The 18,912-nt window shown below is 54.5% G+C and carries 22 protein-coding genes; 6 read left to right on the top strand and 16 right to left on the bottom strand.

The window, feature by feature from the left end:
• Positions 1 to 136: 136 nt before the first annotated feature.
• The gene (choX, locus tag CHH28_RS16970; RefSeq protein WP_094061435.1) at positions 137 to 1,069 is read left to right on the top strand and encodes a choline ABC transporter substrate-binding protein; all 933 of its coding nucleotides are present in this window, start codon (positions 137 to 139) and stop codon (positions 1,067 to 1,069) included.
• Here the strand turns inward: choX and CHH28_RS16965 are convergent.
• The gene (locus tag CHH28_RS16965; protein ID WP_157729976.1) at positions 1,063 to 1,854 is read right to left on the bottom strand and encodes a tetratricopeptide repeat protein; all 792 of its coding nucleotides are present in this window, start codon (positions 1,852 to 1,854) and stop codon (positions 1,063 to 1,065) included. The two genes, choX and CHH28_RS16965, sit on opposite strands and share 7 nt — an antisense overlap.
• A 208-nt stretch (positions 1,855 to 2,062) precedes the next feature.
• Positions 2,063 to 2,905 (bottom strand): response regulator, encoded by an 843-nt coding sequence (locus CHH28_RS16960; RefSeq protein ID WP_157729975.1) that lies wholly within the window; start codon positions 2,903 to 2,905, stop codon positions 2,063 to 2,065.
• Between the two features lie 112 nt (positions 2,906 to 3,017).
• On the opposite strand from CHH28_RS16960, the gene CHH28_RS16955 reads away from it, so the two are divergent.
• Positions 3,018 to 3,878 (top strand): cation diffusion facilitator family transporter, encoded by an 861-nt coding sequence (locus CHH28_RS16955; protein WP_199243933.1) that lies wholly within the window; start codon positions 3,018 to 3,020, stop codon positions 3,876 to 3,878.
• Positions 3,875 to 4,870 carry a hypothetical protein gene (locus tag CHH28_RS16950; protein ID WP_094061431.1) on the top strand — a complete coding sequence of 332 codons (996 nt, stop codon included), beginning with the start codon at positions 3,875 to 3,877 and terminating at the stop codon, positions 4,868 to 4,870. The genes CHH28_RS16955 and CHH28_RS16950 overlap by 4 nt, the downstream gene beginning before the upstream one ends.
• Before the next feature lie 27 nt (positions 4,871 to 4,897).
• Here CHH28_RS16950 and CHH28_RS16945 read toward each other — a convergent pair whose 3' ends face one another.
• Complete coding sequence (locus CHH28_RS16945) at positions 4,898 to 5,494, bottom strand: alpha-ketoglutarate-dependent dioxygenase AlkB family protein (RefSeq protein WP_233243644.1); 597 nt, start codon at positions 5,492 to 5,494, stop codon at positions 4,898 to 4,900.
• A gap of 1 nt (position 5,495) precedes the next feature.
• Positions 5,496 to 6,446, bottom strand: coding sequence for a cysteine synthase A (cysK, locus tag CHH28_RS16940; RefSeq protein WP_094061429.1), 951 nt, complete (start codon positions 6,444 to 6,446; stop codon positions 5,496 to 5,498).
• 99 nt (positions 6,447 to 6,545) lie between these two features.
• Between cysK and CHH28_RS16935 the strand changes: the two genes are divergently transcribed.
• Positions 6,546 to 7,808, top strand: a complete 1,263-nt coding sequence (locus CHH28_RS16935) for a GGDEF domain-containing protein (RefSeq protein ID WP_094061428.1) — start codon at positions 6,546 to 6,548, stop codon at positions 7,806 to 7,808.
• Here CHH28_RS16935 and CHH28_RS16930 read toward each other — a convergent pair.
• From CHH28_RS16930 to CHH28_RS16895, 9 genes are all read right to left on the bottom strand, one after another.
• Positions 7,772 to 8,656 (bottom strand): acyltransferase, encoded by an 885-nt coding sequence (locus CHH28_RS16930; RefSeq protein ID WP_094061427.1) that lies wholly within the window; start codon positions 8,654 to 8,656, stop codon positions 7,772 to 7,774. The genes CHH28_RS16935 and CHH28_RS16930 overlap by 37 nt on opposite strands.
• 14 nt (positions 8,657 to 8,670) lie before the next feature.
• Entirely contained in the window at positions 8,671 to 10,785 is a 2,115-nt protein-coding gene (gene pta, locus CHH28_RS16925; RefSeq protein ID WP_094061426.1) for a phosphate acetyltransferase, read from the bottom strand.
• Positions 10,778 to 11,737: an acetate/propionate family kinase gene (locus CHH28_RS16920; RefSeq protein WP_269843669.1), complete on the bottom strand. Its 960-nt coding sequence runs from the start codon at positions 11,735 to 11,737 to the stop codon at positions 10,778 to 10,780. The genes pta and CHH28_RS16920 overlap by 8 nt, the downstream gene beginning before the upstream one ends.
• A complete protein-coding gene (locus CHH28_RS20420) occupies positions 11,665 to 11,970 on the bottom strand; it encodes a hypothetical protein (protein WP_269843668.1) in 306 nt (101 codons plus the stop codon). Before CHH28_RS20420 ends, CHH28_RS16920 begins: the two co-directional genes overlap by 73 nt.
• Positions 11,971 to 11,990: 20 nt before the next feature.
• Positions 11,991 to 12,356 (bottom strand): PilZ domain-containing protein, encoded by a 366-nt coding sequence (locus CHH28_RS16915; RefSeq protein ID WP_157729974.1) that lies wholly within the window; start codon positions 12,354 to 12,356, stop codon positions 11,991 to 11,993.
• Between the two features lie 2 nt (positions 12,357 to 12,358).
• Positions 12,359 to 13,135 carry a glucosaminidase domain-containing protein gene (locus CHH28_RS16910; RefSeq protein ID WP_094061424.1) on the bottom strand — a complete coding sequence of 259 codons (777 nt, stop codon included), beginning with the start codon at positions 13,133 to 13,135 and terminating at the stop codon, positions 12,359 to 12,361.
• A gap of 95 nt (positions 13,136 to 13,230) precedes the next feature.
• Complete coding sequence (locus tag CHH28_RS16905) at positions 13,231 to 13,563, bottom strand: hypothetical protein (RefSeq protein WP_094061423.1); 333 nt, start codon at positions 13,561 to 13,563, stop codon at positions 13,231 to 13,233.
• Positions 13,564 to 13,627: 64 nt separating this feature from the next.
• On the bottom strand, positions 13,628 to 14,098 hold the full coding sequence (locus tag CHH28_RS16900) for a DUF4442 domain-containing protein (protein ID WP_094061422.1): 471 nt from the start codon (positions 14,096 to 14,098) through the stop codon (positions 13,628 to 13,630).
• A gap of 65 nt (positions 14,099 to 14,163) precedes the next feature.
• Complete coding sequence (locus tag CHH28_RS16895; protein WP_094061421.1) at positions 14,164 to 14,925, bottom strand: GNAT family N-acetyltransferase; 762 nt, start codon at positions 14,923 to 14,925, stop codon at positions 14,164 to 14,166.
• 108 nt (positions 14,926 to 15,033) lie between these two features.
• Here CHH28_RS16895 and CHH28_RS16890 point away from each other — a divergent pair, with 108 nt between their 5' ends.
• Positions 15,034 to 15,642 (top strand): hypothetical protein, encoded by a 609-nt coding sequence (locus tag CHH28_RS16890; protein ID WP_157729973.1) that lies wholly within the window; start codon positions 15,034 to 15,036, stop codon positions 15,640 to 15,642.
• Here the strand turns inward: CHH28_RS16890 and CHH28_RS16885 are convergent.
• Together CHH28_RS16885 and hemN are read right to left on the bottom strand one after the other, a co-directional pair.
• Positions 15,624 to 16,079 carry a TlpA family protein disulfide reductase gene (locus tag CHH28_RS16885; RefSeq protein ID WP_157729972.1) on the bottom strand — a complete coding sequence of 152 codons (456 nt, stop codon included), beginning with the start codon at positions 16,077 to 16,079 and terminating at the stop codon, positions 15,624 to 15,626. The genes CHH28_RS16890 and CHH28_RS16885 overlap by 19 nt on opposite strands.
• Before the next feature lie 34 nt (positions 16,080 to 16,113).
• The gene (gene hemN, locus CHH28_RS16880) at positions 16,114 to 17,490 is read right to left on the bottom strand and encodes an oxygen-independent coproporphyrinogen III oxidase (RefSeq protein ID WP_094061419.1); all 1,377 of its coding nucleotides are present in this window, start codon (positions 17,488 to 17,490) and stop codon (positions 16,114 to 16,116) included.
• 290 nt (positions 17,491 to 17,780) lie between these two features.
• Here hemN and CHH28_RS16875 point away from each other — a divergent pair, with 290 nt between their 5' ends.
• A complete protein-coding gene (locus CHH28_RS16875; protein ID WP_094061418.1) occupies positions 17,781 to 18,443 on the top strand; it encodes a TetR/AcrR family transcriptional regulator in 663 nt (220 codons plus the stop codon).
• A gap of 131 nt (positions 18,444 to 18,574) precedes the next feature.
• Here CHH28_RS16875 and CHH28_RS16870 read toward each other — a convergent pair whose 3' ends face one another.
• A complete protein-coding gene (locus tag CHH28_RS16870; RefSeq protein WP_094061417.1) occupies positions 18,575 to 18,907 on the bottom strand; it encodes an EscU/YscU/HrcU family type III secretion system export apparatus switch protein in 333 nt (110 codons plus the stop codon).
• Positions 18,908 to 18,912 lie beyond the last annotated feature (5 nt).

Below are 18,912 nucleotides of genomic sequence, written 5' to 3'. Positions count from 1 at the left end.
CGCTGCAGCCCGCCTGCCGCGGGCTTTTTTGTAGGCTGCGTCACTCATTTGGCCTTTTTTACTCTTTGTCTTAATTTGTCACTTCTTATTGCCTGAAATATCGGGTTACGATCCGCCCAACTTTCGGGGGAGCAGTATGAAAAAACTCATCGTTTTATTTGCAATGCTGGTGCCGGCATTCAGCTGGTCACAATGTCAATCTGTGCGTTTTGCGCAAGTCGATTGGACCGATGTGCAAGCGACCACAGCAGTGGCTGCGGAAATCTTGCAACGTCTGGATTATCAGGTGCAGGTGGACGAAATGTCCGTGCCGCAAGTGTATGAATCGCTGGCGAATGGCTCTGCCGATGTCTTTTTGGGGAACTGGATGCCGAGTATGGAGCCCATCATTGCTCCGTACCAACAGCAAGGGCGTGTGACCGTGCTGGCTGAAAATCTTAACGGCGCCAAATACACACTGGCCGTGCCAGATTATGTGTACCAAGGCGGGGTGCGTAGCTTTGCCGATCTGGCACGCTTTAAAGACCGCTTTAGAGGTCGCATACACGGGCTGGAAAAAGGCAATGACGGTAACGCGCTGTTATTGCAGATGATCGACAAAAACGATTTTGGCTTGGCGGGATTTAATTTATTGCAATTGCCTGAGCGATTGATGTTGCGCCAGGTCGAACGTCATATTCGCGAACAACAGTGGATCGCCTTTTTAGCTTGGGCACCGCATCCGATGAATAATCAATTTAACATTAAATACTTGGCCGGTGGCGACGAATACTTCGGTCCAAATTATGGCGGTGCCACGGTACACACTAATGTGCGTGCCGGCTTTGCACAGGACTGCCCCAATGTTGCTCGGCTGCTGAATAACCTGACCTTTGACCTGAAAATGGAAGGTCAGATGATGGACATGATTTTAAATCAGTTTGTGCCTGCTGATCGCGCCGTGCGTGCTTGGATGCATAAAAACCCACAGACGGTGGCGCGTTGGCTCAATGGGGTGACCACTCAAGCAGGCCAGCCGGCAAATGCAGAGCAATTGTCGGCGGCCATGAAATTAACCATCGATCACTGACGGTTGATCAATGTGTTGATGCGTTTGCTGGCTTGCTGCGCGATCTCGGTATCGGGGAATTCCTGCGAGATTTTGCGAAAGTAAGCCAGCGCTTTGTCGTTATTGCCGTGACGATTATAAGGGCTCATATAAATGAGTCCGAGCTGATACAAGGCTTTGGCACGCATGTGCGCTGACGAGGCTTTGTTATCGTACAAAATCAGATACACCGTCTCGGCATCAGCGACGCGTTCTTGGGTAATGGCCCGTTCGCTCATTGGCGTTAGCTGCGCGTCAAACGGAATGTCTTGCTGCAGCAACAGCTGTTTGCGATCAACGCGTTTGAGCAATTGTTTGGCGCTTAAATCGACCGGATCCTGGGCGCGCTGGTTAAGAATCGACAGGCGTTTATCGATGCGCGGTTTCAATCGAGACGCTGGAAATTCAATGCTGTGCTGTTGCAGATAAGCTCGTGCTTTGTCGTCATCGCGCTGATCGTTGTAGCGGTTCATATACAACAACGCCACCTGATACAGCGCCAGCGATTTCATATTTTGGCTGTAGTCGGGGGCAGAATAGCCTTTCATGTAAGTCGCTACGGCTTCTTCCGTTTTGCCGCGGACAATTGCATCAACGGAATACGTCAGTAGGTCGGGCTCTTCTTTTAACGCCGCGGCGGCGCGCACTTTGCGATCTTCATCTTTCCGGGCAATTTGATGCCCACCGGCTTCTGCCACGATGAGCGGGGTGGTTGCCGCGCATCCAGACAGCGCAATGGCGACGACAATAAGGGCAACTCTGATCATGCGGTATCCCTGATCCGGTAACATTATTATGGTGAGAATTGGGCCATATCTTTGGCTTTGTTCACGGGTTTTTGAGCCTACCAGAGCTAAAAAGGTCAGCCAGGCGGTTCAATGGGGTCAGTCTAAAGCTGGGGGTAACGCAAAGGAAGGTACAGACAGGCCATCCTCGGGCGTCACAGACGCCTAAGGACGAGGGTGTTGATCCCGATCAAATCAACGCGCTGATGACAATGGCAATGGTCGCACCCAATACGGTGCCTGCAACACTGGCAACCATCATCGCACGCTTCAGCTGTTGTTGTTGCTGTGCTTGCAGCTGCTGCAGAGCTTGTTGCTGGCGCTCTTCGGACTGCTGCAGTTGCAGCAGCAAACGTTCACTTTGTCGCTCGGACATCTGTTTGGCCACTTGAATGGCCACACGCTGTTGTTGTTTCTGCGTTTTGGCGAACAGGGCTTCTGGCGTCAGTTGTTGGACCAACTCTTGCTGCAGCGTGGTCTGTAAATTTTGCTGTAAACGCTCCAGTTCGTGGTGCTGTGCTTGTTGCAGCTGCTGTGTCGTGCTGTCGAGTCCAGCGGCAATTTCGCCTTTGGCTTCCGTTAATGCACGTTTTAATTGCCGTTGTACCAAGCGGTCGACTTCTGCCAGAGCGATGTTGTTGTTTGGTTTTTCATCGTTGGCTGCAGGGGCGTCCAGCGCGGCCATCACCGCCATAACGGCTTCTTGGTTAGCGGGTTTGGGCAGTACCCCGTGTGCGCCGTGGGAGCGCGCTTCTTGCACGTAGTCGTCACCTTCTTTGGAGGTGTACATGATGGTCGGAATGGCGGCCGTTTTGGGGTTGGCTTTAATCAGTTGGGTGGCTTCCAAGCCGTCCATGCCTGGCATCATATGATCCATAAAGATGACGTCCGGGCTTTGCGTTTCCAAAAACTTGAGTGCGGCCTCAGCGCTTTCTACCAGGTCAACCTGCACATTCATGCGACTTAGCAGACGTTGCAGCATCAAACGGGCCGATTTGGAATCGTCCACCACCAGGGCATTTTTAACAGGCATAATGAGGTTCCTCGATATCAGGCCGCTAATATGGTCAGTCGTTGACATCAGGTCAATAGTCATACCGTGGCTATTTCAGCATAATGCCAACTGGTCAGTGAAAGGAGCCGACGTGGAACGACATGCGCGCTTGGTCAAACGCGCCGCGACAGCATCGCTGTTGGTGGCGCTGACGCTGCTGTTGAGCAAGCTGTTGGCCTGGTGGTTCAGTGATGCCGTCAGTGTATTATCGTCGCTGCTCGATTCGATGATGGACATCGTCGCCTCTGGCATTAATTTTATAGCTGTGCGCTATGCCTTAGTGCCTGCCGATCATGATCATCCGTTTGGTCACACTAAGGCGGAAGGGCTGGCTGCCCTGTTGCAGTCGGCGTTTATTTTTGGCTCCGCGTGTTTGTTGTTGTTGCAGGTGGTGGATCGGTTATTAAATCCACAGCCGCTGCAGGCATTGACTTTCAGTGTCGCGGTGATGGCATTTTCGATGCTGCTGACAGGCGCCTTGGTGGCGTATCAGCGCTGGGTCGTGCGCCAAACACAGTCGCTGGCGGTGCGTTCCGATTCGGCCCACTACATGAGCGACTTACTCGCTAACTTGGCCGTTATCGTGGCATTGGTGGCGACAGCCTATGGCCATTACTGGCTCGACCCTGTGGTGGCGTTAGTGGTGGTATTGCTGCTGTTGTACAGCGTGTATGGCATTGTTCGTTCGGCGTTGGCGGTATTAATGGATAAGGCATTGGCAGAAGAGGATGAACAGCGCTTGGGGCAGTTGATTTTGGCCGTGGACGGTGTGCATGGTTTTCATGAATTACGCACCCGCCAAGCGGGCAGCGTGCAGTTTATTCAGTTGCACTTGGATCTCGATGGCCAGCAAACCCTCAATCATGCTCATGCGATTGGTGATGAAGTAGAGCGCCGCATTCGCTCCGCGTTTCCGCGCGCTGAAGTGCTGATACACCACGACCCAGTATGAAATATTGTTGCGTTATTGGTTTGTGTTTGTTGTCTACCACCGCCGTGGCTGGCCTGCCACGGCCGTATTTTTACAACCCGCCCGAACCTGAAATACCGGCCACCACGGCGTTGGATGAGTCACAACTGCAAACGCCGGTCACGCCTGGCATGGTATCGCGCTCACGCGATTGGTTAGCCAATTACCTGGATTCATTGTCGGGCAATATTGACGGTTTTTTTGTTGATACATTTTTCAGTGATACCGTTACCGAAGACGACATTCGTGGCAGTCGCGCGCGCTTGTCTTGGTTTACCCGCCGTGAGCTGGGCGACCCGGTGGACTATCGTTTTGGCCTGAGCGTCAAGCTGGTCTTTCCGAATACCAATGAGCGCTTAAATTTGCTGTTGGAGTCAGATGAAGACGACGATCAGCGTGAATCCGACCCCATTGAATCCCTCGAAAACCCTGAATACACCGCTGCTCTGCGCTTTATTCTGGATGAAACTTCAGCCTGGAAAACCAACATTGATACCGGTGTGCGCTGGGGCATTCCGCCAGACCCGTTTGTGCGTTTTCGTGCGCGCCGGTTTGTGTATTTATCCGAATGGGAAATGCGCCTAACGCAGCAATTTTATTATCGCACCTTGGATGGCTGGGGAGAGGAGACGCAAATTCGCTTGGATCATCCGCTGAATGTCGAAAAACTGTTTCGTATTGAAGCCAAAGCCGAGTATTTGCTCAACAACGATTATTTGGATTTGAATTACAGCGCGGGATTATTTCATCAGCTCAGCCGTCATTCGGCGTTGGCTTACACTTTTGGTGCCAGCGGTGACACCAATCAGCAAACCACGTTTTACAACTACAGCAGTCGCGTGCGCTATCGCCAGAGTTTGTATCAGGACTGGGTGTTTGGTGAAATTGCGCAAGAACTGGTGTGGGAGCGTGATAAAGATTACGAAACTACGCCCGTCATCATGTTTCGTGTTGAAGCACTTATCGGCCAATAAATAGTGATTGCCCGCACAGCCAAGTGTTTAGGCACTGACTACGCGATTGCAAACGGCCCGAAAGGTGAGGTTAATGCGCTCGCCGTGCACGGTAGCCCGCTTGGGTAAACTGTGCTGCCAATACTGCTGGAACGCCGGTTGCATCACCAGCACACTGCCGTGTTGTAATCGCAGCTTGCTGTGCATGCGTGTTTCCCCGCGCCGGCGCACGGCAAAGTCGCGCTCACAGCCGAGGCTGATGGACACAATGGGTGACTGGGTATCCAGCTCGGGCTCATCATCACTGTGCCAGCCCATGCTGTCTTGTCCGCTGCGATACAAATTGCACAAGACGCTGTTGCAACGGCTCAAACCGAATGGCGGCAGCATCGCTTTTAATGCCAACAGTTCCGTAGTCCAGGGTTTGGGAATTAAGTAGGTGCCTGAGTATTGGTACAGCGCGTCGTCATCGCCATGCCAGGACTGCAGTCGCGGTATGCGCTGCTGGCGACCGTAAATCGTGATGGTGTCTTGTTGCCACGGCACTGTTTCGCGCAGCTGATGTTGCCATAAGTCGGCTTGCTCGATAGCCGCTGGATAATATTCCAGCAAGCCATCGAGCAGAGTGACGGGCGTAGTGAACACGTCAGTCGTTGTCGAACATACCTGCAAACAACGGCGATGTGAGGTAGCGTTCACCGGAATCTGGCAGCACCACCACAATCACTTTGTCTTTGTTGTCCGGTTCGGCGGCAATGCGCAGCGTTGCGTGCATGGCGGCACCGCAAGAAATGCCAGCCAAAATGCCTTCTTTTGACATCAGTTCATGGGCCATGGCCATGGCGTCGTCGTTGCTGACGTTTTCTACCCGGTCAAGAATGTCCAGGTCGAGGTTGTCAGGAATAAAGTTGGCGCCGATACCCTGAATTTTGTGCGGTGCCGGAGTGATGTCTTCACCGCGCAAACGTTGGCTAATAATCGCCGAGTCTGTTGGCTCGACCGCTACCGCGGTAATGGCTTTGTGCTGTTTTAAATAGCGAGATACACCGCTCACCGTGCCACCGGTGCCGACACCGGCGACAAAAATATCCACTTTGCCATCGGTGTCCTGCCAGATTTCGGGGCCAGTGGTTTTTTCGTGAATAGCAGGGTTGGCAGGGTTGCTGAACTGTTGCAGCATGATGCGCTGCTCCGGTGCTTCAGCCAGCAGTTGCTCGGCTTTTTCGACCGCACCTTTCATACCTTTTGGACCTTCCGTCAGTACCAGGTTTGCGCCCAGTGCCTTCATCACTTTGCGACGTTCAATGCTCATGGTTTCTGGCATGGTTAGGGTGACCTTGTAGCCACGGGCGGCGCCGACGAAGGCCAGCGCGATGCCGGTATTGCCGCTGGTTGGCTCGACGATTTCCATGCCCGGTTTTAACAGACCGTCTTGCTCAGCCTGCCAAATCATATTGGCGCCGATGCGGCATTTCACCGAGTGCGCTGGATTGCGATTTTCCAGCTTGGCGTAAACATGGGGATGGTCAGTCAGGTGGCGAATGCGCACCAAAGGAGTGTTGCCAATCGACTGACTGATGTCGTCATATACCTTCATGGAATCCTCGGGGATAATCTATTCAATGAACAACTGATAAGAACACAGCCGGTGCCAGATGTCAGGCGCGCCGGTGATCACTCGCACTGAGGGACAATTTTGTTAGCACCAGCGACCTCATCGGGCACGAATACCTTACGGTCAGTCGAACAGCAGATCAACCAGTTACAGACGTTGCGCCACCGACGCCGCCCATTTTTACCTTTCCCGACACCTTGGGAGCAGGCCTATCTGCAGCACCGGCAGCAGCGTTTTTTGGAAGTCGACTTCGCCATGATGCTGATTGGGATGGTGCTGTACTTGTCGTTCGCTTGGGCTGATTGGGTGTTTGGCGGTGATCAGAGCATGTGGATGATCGCCGTGCGGGCCATGTTAACGCTGGCTTTATTGCTGCTGGCGTTGCATTTACGTCAGCAGCAATCCGCGCGGCTAATCCCCATGACTGCCATCGGCATCGCCTTGGTGGGCTGCTCAATCGTGGCCTTTACCACACAGCTTGAGGGGTCGATTCGTTTTGCTTATCACATTGGCATCATTCCGGTGCAGGTGTTTGCCATGGTGTTGCTGCGCAACAGTGTGCGCAGTTTTTTAACCTGTTCGTTGGCGATGTTAGGCGTCTATATATTCACGGCGTGGTGGCTGGACGAACAAGCGAGCAATGCGGTTGAAGCGGCGCTGCTGTCACTGCGACCGCTGTTTATTCTGTTTTGGTTATTGCTGATTATTTTGGGGACGTATTTGGCGTTGGCGATGGAGCGAGTGTCGCGCCTTGAATTTGTGCAGAATCGTGCTCTGGAACTGGAAGCGCAGCGCCAGCAGCATCTGGTGGAGCAGCTGCATCAGCTGTCGATCACCGACGGCCTGACGGGCATTGCGAATCGACGCCAGTTTGAGCTGCGATTGCAAGAAGAGTGGCAGCGTGCTCGCCGCTACGGTCAGTGGCTGTCGCTATTGATGATCGATGTAGACGACTTTAAAGCCTTTAACGATACGCTCGGGCACCCGTCCGGCGATGCTGCATTGCGGCAAGTCGCAGCGCAGCTGCACAGTGTGTGCCAGCGCAGTGGCGATGTCTGCGCTCGTTATGGCGGTGAAGAATTTGTGCTGCTGTTGGCCGACACACCGGCTGAAGCCGCACACGCGCTGGCCGAGCGTGTGCGCCAGTTAGTACTGGCGTTGGATATCTGCCATCCGGCATCAAAGCGTGCTTGGTTAAGCGTCAGTGTCGGCGTGGCCAGCCGGCAAGTGGATGGCAGTGACAGCGCCGCAGCGCTGTTACGTCAGGCGGATCAGGCGCTTTATCAAGCCAAGCGCCAGGGGCGCAATCAAGTGTGTTTGGCGGCCAGCTCGGTGAGCAGTTGATCCTTGTCTTGCCATAAGGATTGCACCCAGTGCTGGAACTGCTGGCGATAATCGTCATCGTTTTCATAATCGCCGCTGCGCAGCGCGGCGGGAATGTCTTTCTCGTCAATGTGGACCACGCAACGGGTCATTTTGCCTTGCAGAAACTCCCAAAAGGTGGGGGCTCCGTCGGGATAATGAATGGTCACATCGACTACCGATTTAAATTGATCGCCCATGGCGTTCATGGCAAACGCCATGCCGCCAGCTTTGGGTTTTAATAAATGTTGAAATGGCGGCTGCTGGCGCTGATATTTCGCTGCTGACATGCGTGTGCCTTCGAGAAAATTCATCACACTGGTAGGCATGTCGCGGAATTTTTCACACGCTTTGCGGGTCGTCTCGACGTCTTGCCCACGCTTTTCTGGGTGTTTTTCCAGATACGCTTTGCTGTAACGCTTCATAAATGGAAAATCCAACGCCCACCAAGCAGCGCCCATGATGGGTACTTTGATTAACTCTTGCTTTAGGAAGAATTTTAAAAAGGGCACGCGGCCATTTAGCGTGTGCTGCAGAATTAAAATATCGACCCAAGACTGATGATTGCAAATCACAAAATACCAGCCGTCACGGCTTAAGCTGTCTGGCATATTGACTTGCCAGTCCATACGCTGGGTTAAATGCATCCACGCCGAGTTGCCATAAATCCAACCGCTGGCCACCGTGACCAGTATCGGATTTAACGCTTTGCGTGCGCTCGGAAAGGGAAGTAACAATTTTATCAGCGTGAGGCTAAACAGAATTACACTGCAAAAAAGCGTGTTCAACGCCAGCAAAATGCTGGCGATGACACCGGTGAGCAATGCCATGATAAGACCATTCCTTATTTGTGTTGTTGGGCCTGTATCGCGGTAAGTGCGATGGTGTAGATAATGTCCTCAACCAGGGCGCCACGTGACAAATCGTTCACCGGTTTGGCCAGTCCTTGCAGCATCGGACCGATACTGATCACATTGGCGCTGCGTTGAACGGCTTTGTAAGTGGTGTTGCCTGTGTTCAGATCGGGGAAGACTAACACAGTGGCCTGACCAGCTACAGCGCTGTCCGGCGCTTTGCTTTTGGCCACACTGGCGGTGGTGGCGGCGTCGTATTGCAACGGTCCATCAACGATTAAGTCGGGCCGACGCTGGCGTACCAAGTCGGTGGCGGCACGCACTTTTTCGACATCCGAGCCCGAGCCAGAAGCGCCGGTGCTGTAGCTGATCATGGCGATGCGTGGCGGAATGCCCATGGCAGCGGCGGATTCGGCACTTTGAATGGCGATGTCTGCCAGCTCCTCGCTGTTTGGATCTGGGTTGACCGCGCAGTCACCGTACACCAATACCTGATCCGGCAGCCCCATAAAGAACACTGATGACACCAGTTTGGCGTCGGTGGCGGTTTTGATCAGTTGCAGCGCTGGGCGAATGGTATTGGCGGTGGTGTGCACGGCACCGCTCACCAATCCATCGACATCGTCCTCGGCCAGCATCATGGTGCCGAGGACGACGTTGTCTTCCAGCTGTGCCAGTGCCTGATCTTCGGTGAGCTGCTTGTGCTTGCGACGTTCCATCATGGGCGCGACATAGCGTGCACGGGTTTCTTCTGGGTCGAGAATCTGCAGATCGTCCGGCAGCACAATTTCTTGCGCTTCAGCGACCTGGCGAATGCGCGCTCGGCTGCCAAGCAATACACACTGGGCAATGCCACGTCGCTGGCAGGCCACGGCGGCCTGAATCGTGCGTGGCTCATCGCCTTCGGGCAGTACAATGCGCTTATGCGCCGAACGTGCGCGGCTAACGATTTGATGACGAAACGCCGCTGGCGACATGCGCGATGTATGCGGAGCGCCCAAGCGTTGCTGCAGTGTTTCGGCATCCACATGTTCGGCCACCGCCGACATGATTTCATGCACGCGTGCGACGTCGTCCACCGGTACATGGGTGCTCATACTGGAGAGCACACGCGCGGTAGAAAAGGTGTCGCGCTTGGTCAGCAATACCGGCACGCCGGTATTTAGCGCACTGCGGCACAAATGAATCAGATTTTGCGAGGGCGTAAAGCCGCCGGTTAACAGCAGGCCCGCCAGCGGTGTGCCGTTATTGGCTGCCATCGCGGCTGCCAAGATGATGTCCTCACGATCGCCGGGGGTGACCACCAACGTCCCTGGCCGCAGCGTTTCCAGCATATTGGTCAAGGTGCGGGCACACAAACCGATGCGCAGGACCCGGCGTTTGTCTAACTCACCTGGGTGCAGCACCTCAGCGTTGAGCGCGCGGGCAACGTCCAGTGTTCTTGGGCTAATGAGCTCTGCTTTCCATGGCATAACCCCGAGCACGGGGCAGCCATCGAGCTTCAGGTTCCAGGCTTGCTCGGTGGTGCATTGGCCGTTAATAAAGCGCTCATGCGCCACTTCATCGCTGGGTAATCCAGGTTCACTGGCTGGTCCGCCAACCTTGTTGATCAGGCAGCCCATCAGATTCAAACGTTGGCTACCGAAAAGCCCAATGTGCAGACGCAAGTCCGATTGGATACGCTCTGCGGTGCGCGCCTGACCATCGGCCACCAGCAGCACGTCGGCATTCAGTGCTTTGGCCATTTCAGCATTGAGTTTGGCGGTATAAGGTTCACTGCGGTCGGGCACCAAGCCTTCGATCAATACCACATCACAGTCGTTGGCCACCTGCGCATGCAGCTCGACCACATCTTCCAGCACGTGATCGAGCTTGCCCTGACTGACGCGTTGTTGAATACCACCGAGGTGCATTGGGTCTGGCGTTTTTAGCTCTAATACGGCGCGTACCAGATGGGTAGAGCGTTCGCTATCGCCGTAGTTCGGAGCGATGGGTTTGACGAAACCCACCTTTAACCCCTGTGCATCAAGCGCGCGAATCAGCCCCAGGCTAATGGTGGTCAACCCCGTTTCCATACTGGTGGGGGCAATGAACAAATTAATCATGACGAATGCACTCGTAGGTGTCGGCGGCAATCATGCGTTCTTCGTCCGTCGCAATGACCATCACCATGGGGCTGTTGGGTTGGCTGATACGGCCATGGTCGTCGCCGTGTTGTTGGTTCAGGGCGTCATCCAGTTGCCAGTTCATACTGCGCCAAGCTGTGCAAATGCGCTGGCGAATAACCGCTGCGTGCTCGCCAATGCCGCCGGTAAAGACCAAGGCATCGAGGCTGGGCAGCGACGTTTGCAGTGCAGCTAGCTGGCGAGCGGCGCGAAAGCAAAATACCTCGATTGCGCGCTTGGCTGCGCTGTCGCCTTGTTGCTCGGCTTGCAGCAAGGTGCGCATGTCGTTGCTTAAGCCGCCCGACAGGCCTTGCAAACCGCTGTGTTTGTTCAGAGCGTGCACCACCTCTGCGCTGTCGTACTGACGAGTACGCGCCAAGTGCTCGAATACTCCCGCATCAATGTCGCCGCTGCGTGATCCCATCACTAGCCCTTCCAGCGGCGTTAACCCCATGGAGGTATCGACCGACCGACCATCGGCAATGGCACAAGCGCTGCAGCCGTTGCCCAGGTGGGCAATCAGCAGATTGCATTGCGCCAAAGGTTTGTTCAGTCGCTGTGCTGCGGCCTGGCTGACGTAGCGATAGCTGGTGCCGTGGAAACCGTACCGGCGTACGCCGTCCTGTTGGTACCAATCGTAGGGGACAGCGTACAAGTAGGCTTGTTGCGGCAGTGACTGATGAAACGCGGTGTCGAACACTGCTACTTGCGGCAACTCAGGCAACAGCTCGGCCAGTGTTTCAATGCCCAACAAGTTGACGGGGTTGTGCAGTGGCGCCAGATCGCTGATTTGCTGCAATTGCTCCAGCACATCCGCCGTCAGACGGGTGCTGGCGCTGAACCGCTCGCCGCCGTGAACGACTCGGTGGCCGATACCGGCCAGTTGCGCCAACTCATCGCCGAGCTGCTGCAGTAGTGAGCGCAGTGCCGTGGCGTGGTCGTGGGGGCAGGAATGGCGGCAGTGTGCTCGCCGAGAGTCAGCTGCGCGTCGGTGCTGCCTAGGCGCTCTGCCAAGGCCGTCAGTTGTGGGGTGGTTGCCTCTGGGTTGGCGTACAGCGCACATTTGATCGATGAGCTGCCACAGTTAATTACCAGAACCTTCTGGCGTGAAGAAAGGTCCGTCACAGTGTCCTCCAGACAAGGGCTCAGGCCGCAGCCATCAGACTAGATTGCAAGCGTTGCAGTACGGTGTCGACGGCGATACGAGCGTGATCGGGTAGGTGGTCAAAACGAAAGTGCAGGCCACACAGATAGTCTCTGCCAGTGGGCTCGCATCTTAGAATATCGGCGGGAATGGCGGCCAAGCGGTGGTCGTGGCTTTCCAGGCTCACCAACACTTTCGCACCAGACTTAAAGCGTTGTGAACTGAAGATGGCGATGCCGCTGCGGCTGAAATTGTGGCCAATGGCGGGATACTCGCGACCTTTGACGCCGAACCAGTATTGGCGACGCAGAGTAAGTTTCAGGGGGGCGGCGCTGTATCGTTGCTGAAAGCGGCGGTCGTTAGTCACGATTATCCTTGCGGTAACGACGCACTGGCGTCGGGCTGGTCGTACTGGCTGAGCTGGTTGTAGCGAATCATGCTGCGTATCTCTTCGACGTATTCTTCGCGTCGCTCAGAGTACCCCAGCAGGCCTGAAGCCAGCGCTTTGCCATCTGCATAGCCTTGCGTTTGCCATTGCTGGCGGCGGATTTGTCGCAATTGCTGATATTCCGGATGGGTATTGAGATTACGCACGTAGCTGCGCACGGAATCCAGTGGTGTATCGAATACGGCGACTTCATGGCGATCGCCTTCAGGGCGATCCAGCGGCACCAAGCCGCAGCCTCGTTTGAAGCACCATTGGCCAAACAAATTATTGCCTTCGGTGGCAAAACGCGAGGTGCCCCAGGCCGACTCGTTCGCTGCTTGGGCCAACACCAGAGACGGCGGTATTGGTAATACTCGTGTCAGCAGTCGCTGGATTTGCTCTGTCTGCGTTTCCTCTTGGATGCGATAACGCCGTACCAGCTGCTGCAGGCGAGTTTGCTGCGCTTCAGTGAGCGGCGGAGTCATGGCTTCCAGCTCAGTACGGATGCTCAATACGTCGTCATTGACCTGTTCAATCAGCGGCATCAAAAAATCAAAAAACGCCTGCTTTTTGTCGTCGGTATTCTGGAACTGAGTAAAGTCAGGCAAATGCTCAGTGACCGGGCGCGGCGACTCGGACGCGGTTTGTTTCTGGGCTGGTGGTTGCTCACATCCGCTTAACAAGCCCAAGCACAGTGTCAGACTGGCAACTGTTCGCATAGCAGGTCCATAAAGCTAAAAGATGTCGCGATTGTAGCGTGAAATACCCTGTTGGTTACAACCGCGATGATCAGGCGGCGCTGACAACACCGCGCTTATTGCGGAGAAATCATCGAGCTGAACTGATTGAGCAAGCTGCGCAAACGCTGCCGGGTGCGCAAGCGCTGTGGGTGATTGGTGGTGAACTGCTGGTATTCGGCCAGTGCTTGATTCATCGCGTCTTGGCTGGTCGAAATCACTTCGTATTCGTAGTGATGGTCTTGCACGCTGACCTTGAGCAGCTCCATGTACTCTGCATTAAGGACACGCAGTATGTTGAACGTGCTGTCTTTGTCTTCGCAAGTAGAGGCCTCCCAATAGGCATCCTCTAACGCTTCCAACAACTCCCAGATCAGTTCGCTGGCCTGACTGATGGTCACACTGCTCATATTCACCTCGCTGTGATGTGTTTGCTAAGCCTAGCAGAGATGCCGGTGATCAGCCTGACGTGCATCAGGCTTTGCGGCGGATATAAAGGGTCTTGCTGACTTTGGCGATCAGTTCGTTGTTGTCATCCAGGACATTGACGGTGTAAGTCGGCAGGTACTTATCGCCGTTGGCCGTATGCTGGCGGATATCTTCCAGCATGGCATCGGTGACGACAAAGTGCGCTTTGACGGTGCCGCGGCCGGGTTTTACGAAATCGATGGCAGCGCTGGCGTCCCATACAATGTACTGCCTGCCTAGGGTGTTCATCAGCAACAGCATGTAAAACGGGTCCACCATGCTGAACAAACTGCCACCAAAATGGGTGCCCACGTAATTGCGGTTGTACCAGCGCAGTTTCATTTCTATCTGCGCCTCGCGATAGTCGCGTGCCAAGTAGCGTACGCGCACGCCAGCACCCAAATAAGGGCCATACAGGTTTAAAATACGTCGCAAGCCAGACGGTGAGTTAAACCAGTGTTGTATCCGTTTGATCATTAAAAAGTGCCGAGCCAAGGTCGAAGCGGGGCGTTATACCCCGCTGCGCGCAGAGCAGCAATGGCTCAATCGTCGGCGCGTGCAAAGTGCCGCAGGTAGCGCTGGTTAATATCGTCTTTGCCCAGCAAGATCAGCACATCAGCAACGTTGAAGTCTTTGTCGTGAAAGGGCTCGCCGCAAGCCTTCACACCAATACGTAAGTAAGCCTTTAGCAGCGGTGGAATGAGCTTGCGCCCATCCAAGTCGACCTCCGTGCGTGGCAAATGCACTCGTGGTTCTGCGCGCATCGACGGGTCGGTAAAATGTTTGTCACGCAAGTGGTCAACAATGGCAATGGCTTTGGAAATGCCATCGGCCAGAGAAATGCTGGCGCAGCCCATCAAATAGTCGATGTCGTGCGCTGCCATAAATTGAGCGATGCCAGACCACAGCAGGCCAATCACCGCGCCGCTGCGGTAATCTGGGTCAACGCAGGTGCGGCCGATTTCCATGTAGCGCTTACTAGGCTGGACTATTTGCGACAAATCAAACTCGCTGGCTGAGTAAAATCCGCCAGCAGCGGCAGCACTGTCATTGGTGAGAATGCGGCTGTAGCCGACCACTTGATCCTGGTGTACATCCTTTACAATCAGGTGCAGGCAATGCGGATCATAATCGTCCTGGTCGATGCCTTGAGTGGCGGTAGGAACTTTTGCGCCCATGCCTTCGACGAAGACTTTGTAGCGTAACTGCAGAGCCTGGTGAATCTCGTCGGCATCTTGTGTAATACGCGCCACCAGGGGTGATTCGCTGCCGGCAAGGCTCTGATTGGCAGTTGCTTGCTGCATGGTGAAACCTATCGTTATGTTTGTCGTGACACTAATGCCGGCATATGACAGTTGGGTGACAAGTCCGACATTCGTCTAAATGCGTATCCTAAGGGACGGTCAGCAAAGATGAAACCAACAATTGTTACACTTTTATTACTAATGTTTGCCATCCCTGTACCCGCGTGGGCACAGCCGGAACTGTCTGAACAGCTAGCAGCCAAGCTGATTGATCAAGCGCTGCGTAACGAGCCGCTGTTGTGGCTGCCGTTTCCGCTGCCGTACGACGTCGACCGAGCCAGCCGATCCAAAGACGCACAATTGCTGGCGGCTTTGCATGACCATGATCTGCTGGTTCGTGAAGACACCATGGAAATGGTGACGGTGGAAAGTGCCTCAGGAACGCGCCGTCAAGTGCGTGTTGGTTGGCGCTACGATTACCCCAATGAAACGGCGGAGTCGCAAACCGTTGAAGGGTTTTATTATGGCCGTGGTCGGCTGAAGAACATCATGGAGCTGTCGCCTGCTTACCTGATTGGCGATTATTACTACGCTGAGGCTTACATTCAGTGGTATGTCGAAGACTTGCAGGACTGGGTAACCGACCCAGTATTTCTGCAGGCGAGAACGTTGCGTCGCAGTCAGGAATCGTTTGAAAAGCCGTTCGAGAAACGTATTTTCTTAATGCATAACGGCACGGATTGGGGCTTCTGGCAGGGTCAACCGGGCGCGCTGTGAGTGCGTAACCAAAGCCCAGGAGGCGTGCTTAGACCACGATCTTTGTGGCGTATGGCGCCATCGCGACTGACCACGTAATAACTCGGGTAGCCACTGAGTTGCAGCTGCTGAAAAAGCTTGGCATCACCTAAATACACTTCGCCGTCGTAGCCGATGTCGGTCACGAATTGTTGCACCTGATCCGTGCTGTCAAAGTCGAAGCCAATGGCGACGATGCGCACGTTTTCGTTCTGCAGTAAGTTGAGGCTGGGCATACTCACTCGGCACACACCACACCAAGGAGCAAAGGCATACACCAAGGTGGTGGGGTGTTGCCATTGAAGTTGCAGCGACTGTTTGCTTAATGTCTGCACAGACAGCGGCGCTAGGCGGACGCCGCTGTCCAACATAGAGCGCGTCATCCAGCTGCTGAGCAGCACAAACACGATTGGCAGCATTAACCAGCTGCCCCAGCGTTTGGCTGTGTGCCATTTAGATGGCTTTTGAGAATCGCTGCTGCTCATGTTGGTGCAAATACCGGTCGAAGGCCATGCAGGCATTGCGTACCAATAACCGCCCGCGTGCCGTGATGGTAACGCCATTGCCATCGCATTGCACCAGATCGTCTTTCACCATCGGCTGCAGACGTTCGATATCCTCGGCCAGCAACTCGCGGCTGTTTCCACCGTAGTGCTGGTCAATGTCATCGAAGGCGACGCTCAAATGGCACAATAACTCAGCGATGATATAGCGCCGGATATGATCCTCGTTACTGGTGTGGCGATACTTCATGGTTGGCAGCTGGCCAGCTTGTAAAGTGTGCTCATAGCGGTCGACGGTCACCTGGTTCTGCAGGTAATAGTCACCGATCTGACTAATGGACGACACGCCAAAGCCAATCAGATCGCAGTCGCCATGGGTGGTGTAGCCTTGAAAATTGCGATGCAGCTGGCCTTGGGCTTGAGCCATGGCCAGCTCGTCGTCGGGCAGGGCGAAGTGGTCCATGCCGACATAGTGATAGCCCGCTGCTGTCAGCGCCTTGATGCAATGCCCGAGAATGGCGAGCTTTTCATCGGCCTCTGGCAGGTCGTCGGTTTGAATTCGGCGCTGAGGTTTAAAACGCTCTGGCAAATGAGCGTAATTAAAAATTGATAACCGATCCGGGCGCAGCTCGATGATGGTGCTGAGGGTTTCGGCAAAACTTTCCAGTGTTTGATGCGGCAGGCCGTAGATCAAATCCAGATTGATGGAGCGAAAGCCCAGCTCTCTGGCCTCCGCCATCACCGAGCGAATCATGCTTTCTGGCTGGATGCGGTTAACCGCTTGCTGCACTTGTTCGTTCAAGTCTTGCACGCCGAAACTGATGCGGTTAAAGCCATGTTGGCGCAGCAGCGTTAGGGTATTGGGGCGCAGCTCGCGCGGATCGATCTCGATCGAATAGTCGGCGCTGCTGGCGTCGCTGAAATCGAAGGTTTGCTGTAAAAACTCGATCAAATCGACCAGTTGCTCATCGGATAAAAACGTCGGTGTGCCGCCGCCAAAATGCAACTGTTCAACTCGCGCCTGCTTGAGCAGTGCTCGTTTGCGCAGCACTTCTTGTTTTAACAACTCCAGGTAGGGTTCAGCTTGCTCACGTCGTTTGGTGACGATTTTGTTGCAGCCGCAGTAGTAACAAACATGGGCGCAAAAGGGGATATGAATGTACAGAGACAGAGGCTTTTGCGGGTCGCGTTGCGCGAAGGCCTGAAGCTCATGCTGATCGTCCTCACACGCTAAAAACTCAACTGCCGTTGGGTAGGATGTGTAGCGCGGGCCGGGGCGGTTATAGCGTTGGATCAGTAGCGGATCCCAGTCCAGAGTCTCTTGCATGGTGTCAGGCTGCCGTCTAGTAGTATTGGGTGCAGGTTACGAGCTTTGTAGAGAAGCGGTGTTGCCATGTGTCAAGGCGTAGAGCGGTTTTGGTGACGGATTTTTGACAATGAGTCCAGAAAAAGTGCGAGAGCCGCGAGAGTGTCTTGATTTTGCAAAGAAACAGTCGTTTTATAACTCAAGACTTGACAATCTGGGCGTAGAAAACCGGAAAAGGTTCAAGTCTTGGCCATGATGGCCGTTGTTTATAGCTGTTAGCAGTCACAAACAACCGTTTAAGGGGGGCGGCTATGCCGAAGAAGCCATTTACGCAGGATGAAATCAATGCCCAGTGCGAGCGCATCATGGACAGCGCTTCAAGGGTGATGGCCGATGTCGGGTTTCATCATTTGTCGATGCGTAAATTAGCGGCGCAGCTGGGCATGACGGCCAGCAACATTTACAACTACTTCCCCAACAAAGAAGCGCTGTTTCTGCACACACGCCGGCGTGGCTACGATTTGATGTTCCGCGCCATTCAACAGCAAATGGCCGAAGCCAAAACCCCGACGCAAGCCTTGTATGCCTTTACCGGCCAATGGATCGAGTTTGCCCAGCGTTACCCTGGGTACTATCAACTGATGTTCCAGCCGCCGCAGCTGAGTGCCACCGAATCTCAGTTGGCGGATCAGCAATTGCAGGCTCAGGTACAGTGTCAGGTGGATGAATGGCAGCGGCATATTTTGTCGTTGCTGCAGGATGCGATTCCAGGATTTACCCGCCAGGCGCAGGTGCAGCAAAAGCGGCTGGCGCTGTTTTTTGTGTCGTCCGTTCATGGGTTGGTGGACACTTATCGCTACCAGGCATTTGGCGATTTGTTGGCTGGGGTTGAACTCATTCCACATGACGTGATCTTTCAGCACATCAGCTGGTTGCTGACCTTGGTCGAAAGCCAAACCACGGCTAAGGCCTAGCCAGCTAGGTCATAGACGGCTAGCGCTTCTATCCCGTCATTAGCGACCGGTTATTAGTCGTCTAGCTGCATATACCTGAGCGATCACTGCCGAGGTGGCTGTGGCCAACCACAGCGGCTCATGCACAAACCTCAATCTGGGCGAGTGCCTTCATTGCTGCTCTGGCCCGTCGGAGACCTTCCTTCTAGTGCGTAAACGAAGGCGAGGATTTCTGCCATCACCTGGTACAAGGTCTCCGGAATCTCCTCGTGCAATTCCAATTGGCTGAGCCAGCGCACCAGACTGGCGTTCTCATAGATTGGGACTTCGTGCAGCAGCGCCAGCTGGATAATGGCCTGAGCCAACTCATCATCGCCTTGGGCGCTGACGTACGGCGCTTTTCCGCTGTCGGCCTTGTAGGTCACGGCCACGGCTTGGTTGGCATCGAGTAACGAGGTCGGGATCGTATCCTGTATCTTGCTCATGCTGT

Source organism: Bacterioplanes sanyensis, assembly GCF_002237535.1.
Taxonomy (GTDB): domain Bacteria; phylum Pseudomonadota; class Gammaproteobacteria; order Pseudomonadales; family Oceanobacteraceae; genus Bacterioplanes; species Bacterioplanes sanyensis_A.
This window is presented reverse-complemented; position numbering and strand designations above follow the sequence as displayed.

Excerpts from the sequence above, each read along its gene's own strand:
- CHH28_RS16885 (WP_157729972.1), bottom strand. The coding sequence starts at position 16,079 with ATGCTGCCAATCGTGTTTGTGCTGCTCAGCAGCTGGATGACGCGCTCT.
- CHH28_RS16910 (WP_094061424.1), bottom strand. The coding sequence starts at position 13,135 with ATGCGAACAGTTGCCAGTCTGACACTGTGCTTGGGCTTGTTAAGCGGA.
- CHH28_RS16905 (WP_094061423.1), bottom strand. The coding sequence starts at position 13,563 with ATGAGCAGTGTGACCATCAGTCAGGCCAGCGAACTGATCTGGGAGTTG.
- CHH28_RS16950 (WP_094061431.1), top strand. The coding sequence starts at position 3,875 with ATGAAATATTGTTGCGTTATTGGTTTGTGTTTGTTGTCTACCACCGCC.
- pta (WP_094061426.1), bottom strand. The coding sequence starts at position 10,785 with ATGATTAATTTGTTCATTGCCCCCACCAGTATGGAAACGGGGTTGACC.
- choX (WP_094061435.1), top strand. The coding sequence starts at position 137 with ATGAAAAAACTCATCGTTTTATTTGCAATGCTGGTGCCGGCATTCAGC.
- hemN (WP_094061419.1), bottom strand. The coding sequence starts at position 17,490 with ATGCAAGAGACTCTGGACTGGGATCCGCTACTGATCCAACGCTATAAC.
- CHH28_RS16870 (WP_094061417.1), bottom strand. The coding sequence starts at position 18,907 with ATGAGCAAGATACAGGATACGATCCCGACCTCGTTACTCGATGCCAAC.
- CHH28_RS16930 (WP_094061427.1), bottom strand. The coding sequence starts at position 8,656 with ATGGCATTGCTCACCGGTGTCATCGCCAGCATTTTGCTGGCGTTGAAC.
- CHH28_RS16900 (WP_094061422.1), bottom strand. The coding sequence starts at position 14,098 with ATGATCAAACGGATACAACACTGGTTTAACTCACCGTCTGGCTTGCGA.
- CHH28_RS16895 (WP_094061421.1), bottom strand. The coding sequence starts at position 14,925 with ATGCAGCAAGCAACTGCCAATCAGAGCCTTGCCGGCAGCGAATCACCC.
- CHH28_RS16875 (WP_094061418.1), top strand. The coding sequence starts at position 17,781 with ATGCCGAAGAAGCCATTTACGCAGGATGAAATCAATGCCCAGTGCGAG.
- CHH28_RS16960 (WP_157729975.1), bottom strand. The coding sequence starts at position 2,905 with ATGCCTGTTAAAAATGCCCTGGTGGTGGACGATTCCAAATCGGCCCGT.
- CHH28_RS16890 (WP_157729973.1), top strand. The coding sequence starts at position 15,034 with ATGAAACCAACAATTGTTACACTTTTATTACTAATGTTTGCCATCCCT.
- cysK (WP_094061429.1), bottom strand. The coding sequence starts at position 6,446 with ATGAAGGTATATGACGACATCAGTCAGTCGATTGGCAACACTCCTTTG.
- CHH28_RS16965 (WP_157729976.1), bottom strand. The coding sequence starts at position 1,854 with ATGATCAGAGTTGCCCTTATTGTCGTCGCCATTGCGCTGTCTGGATGC.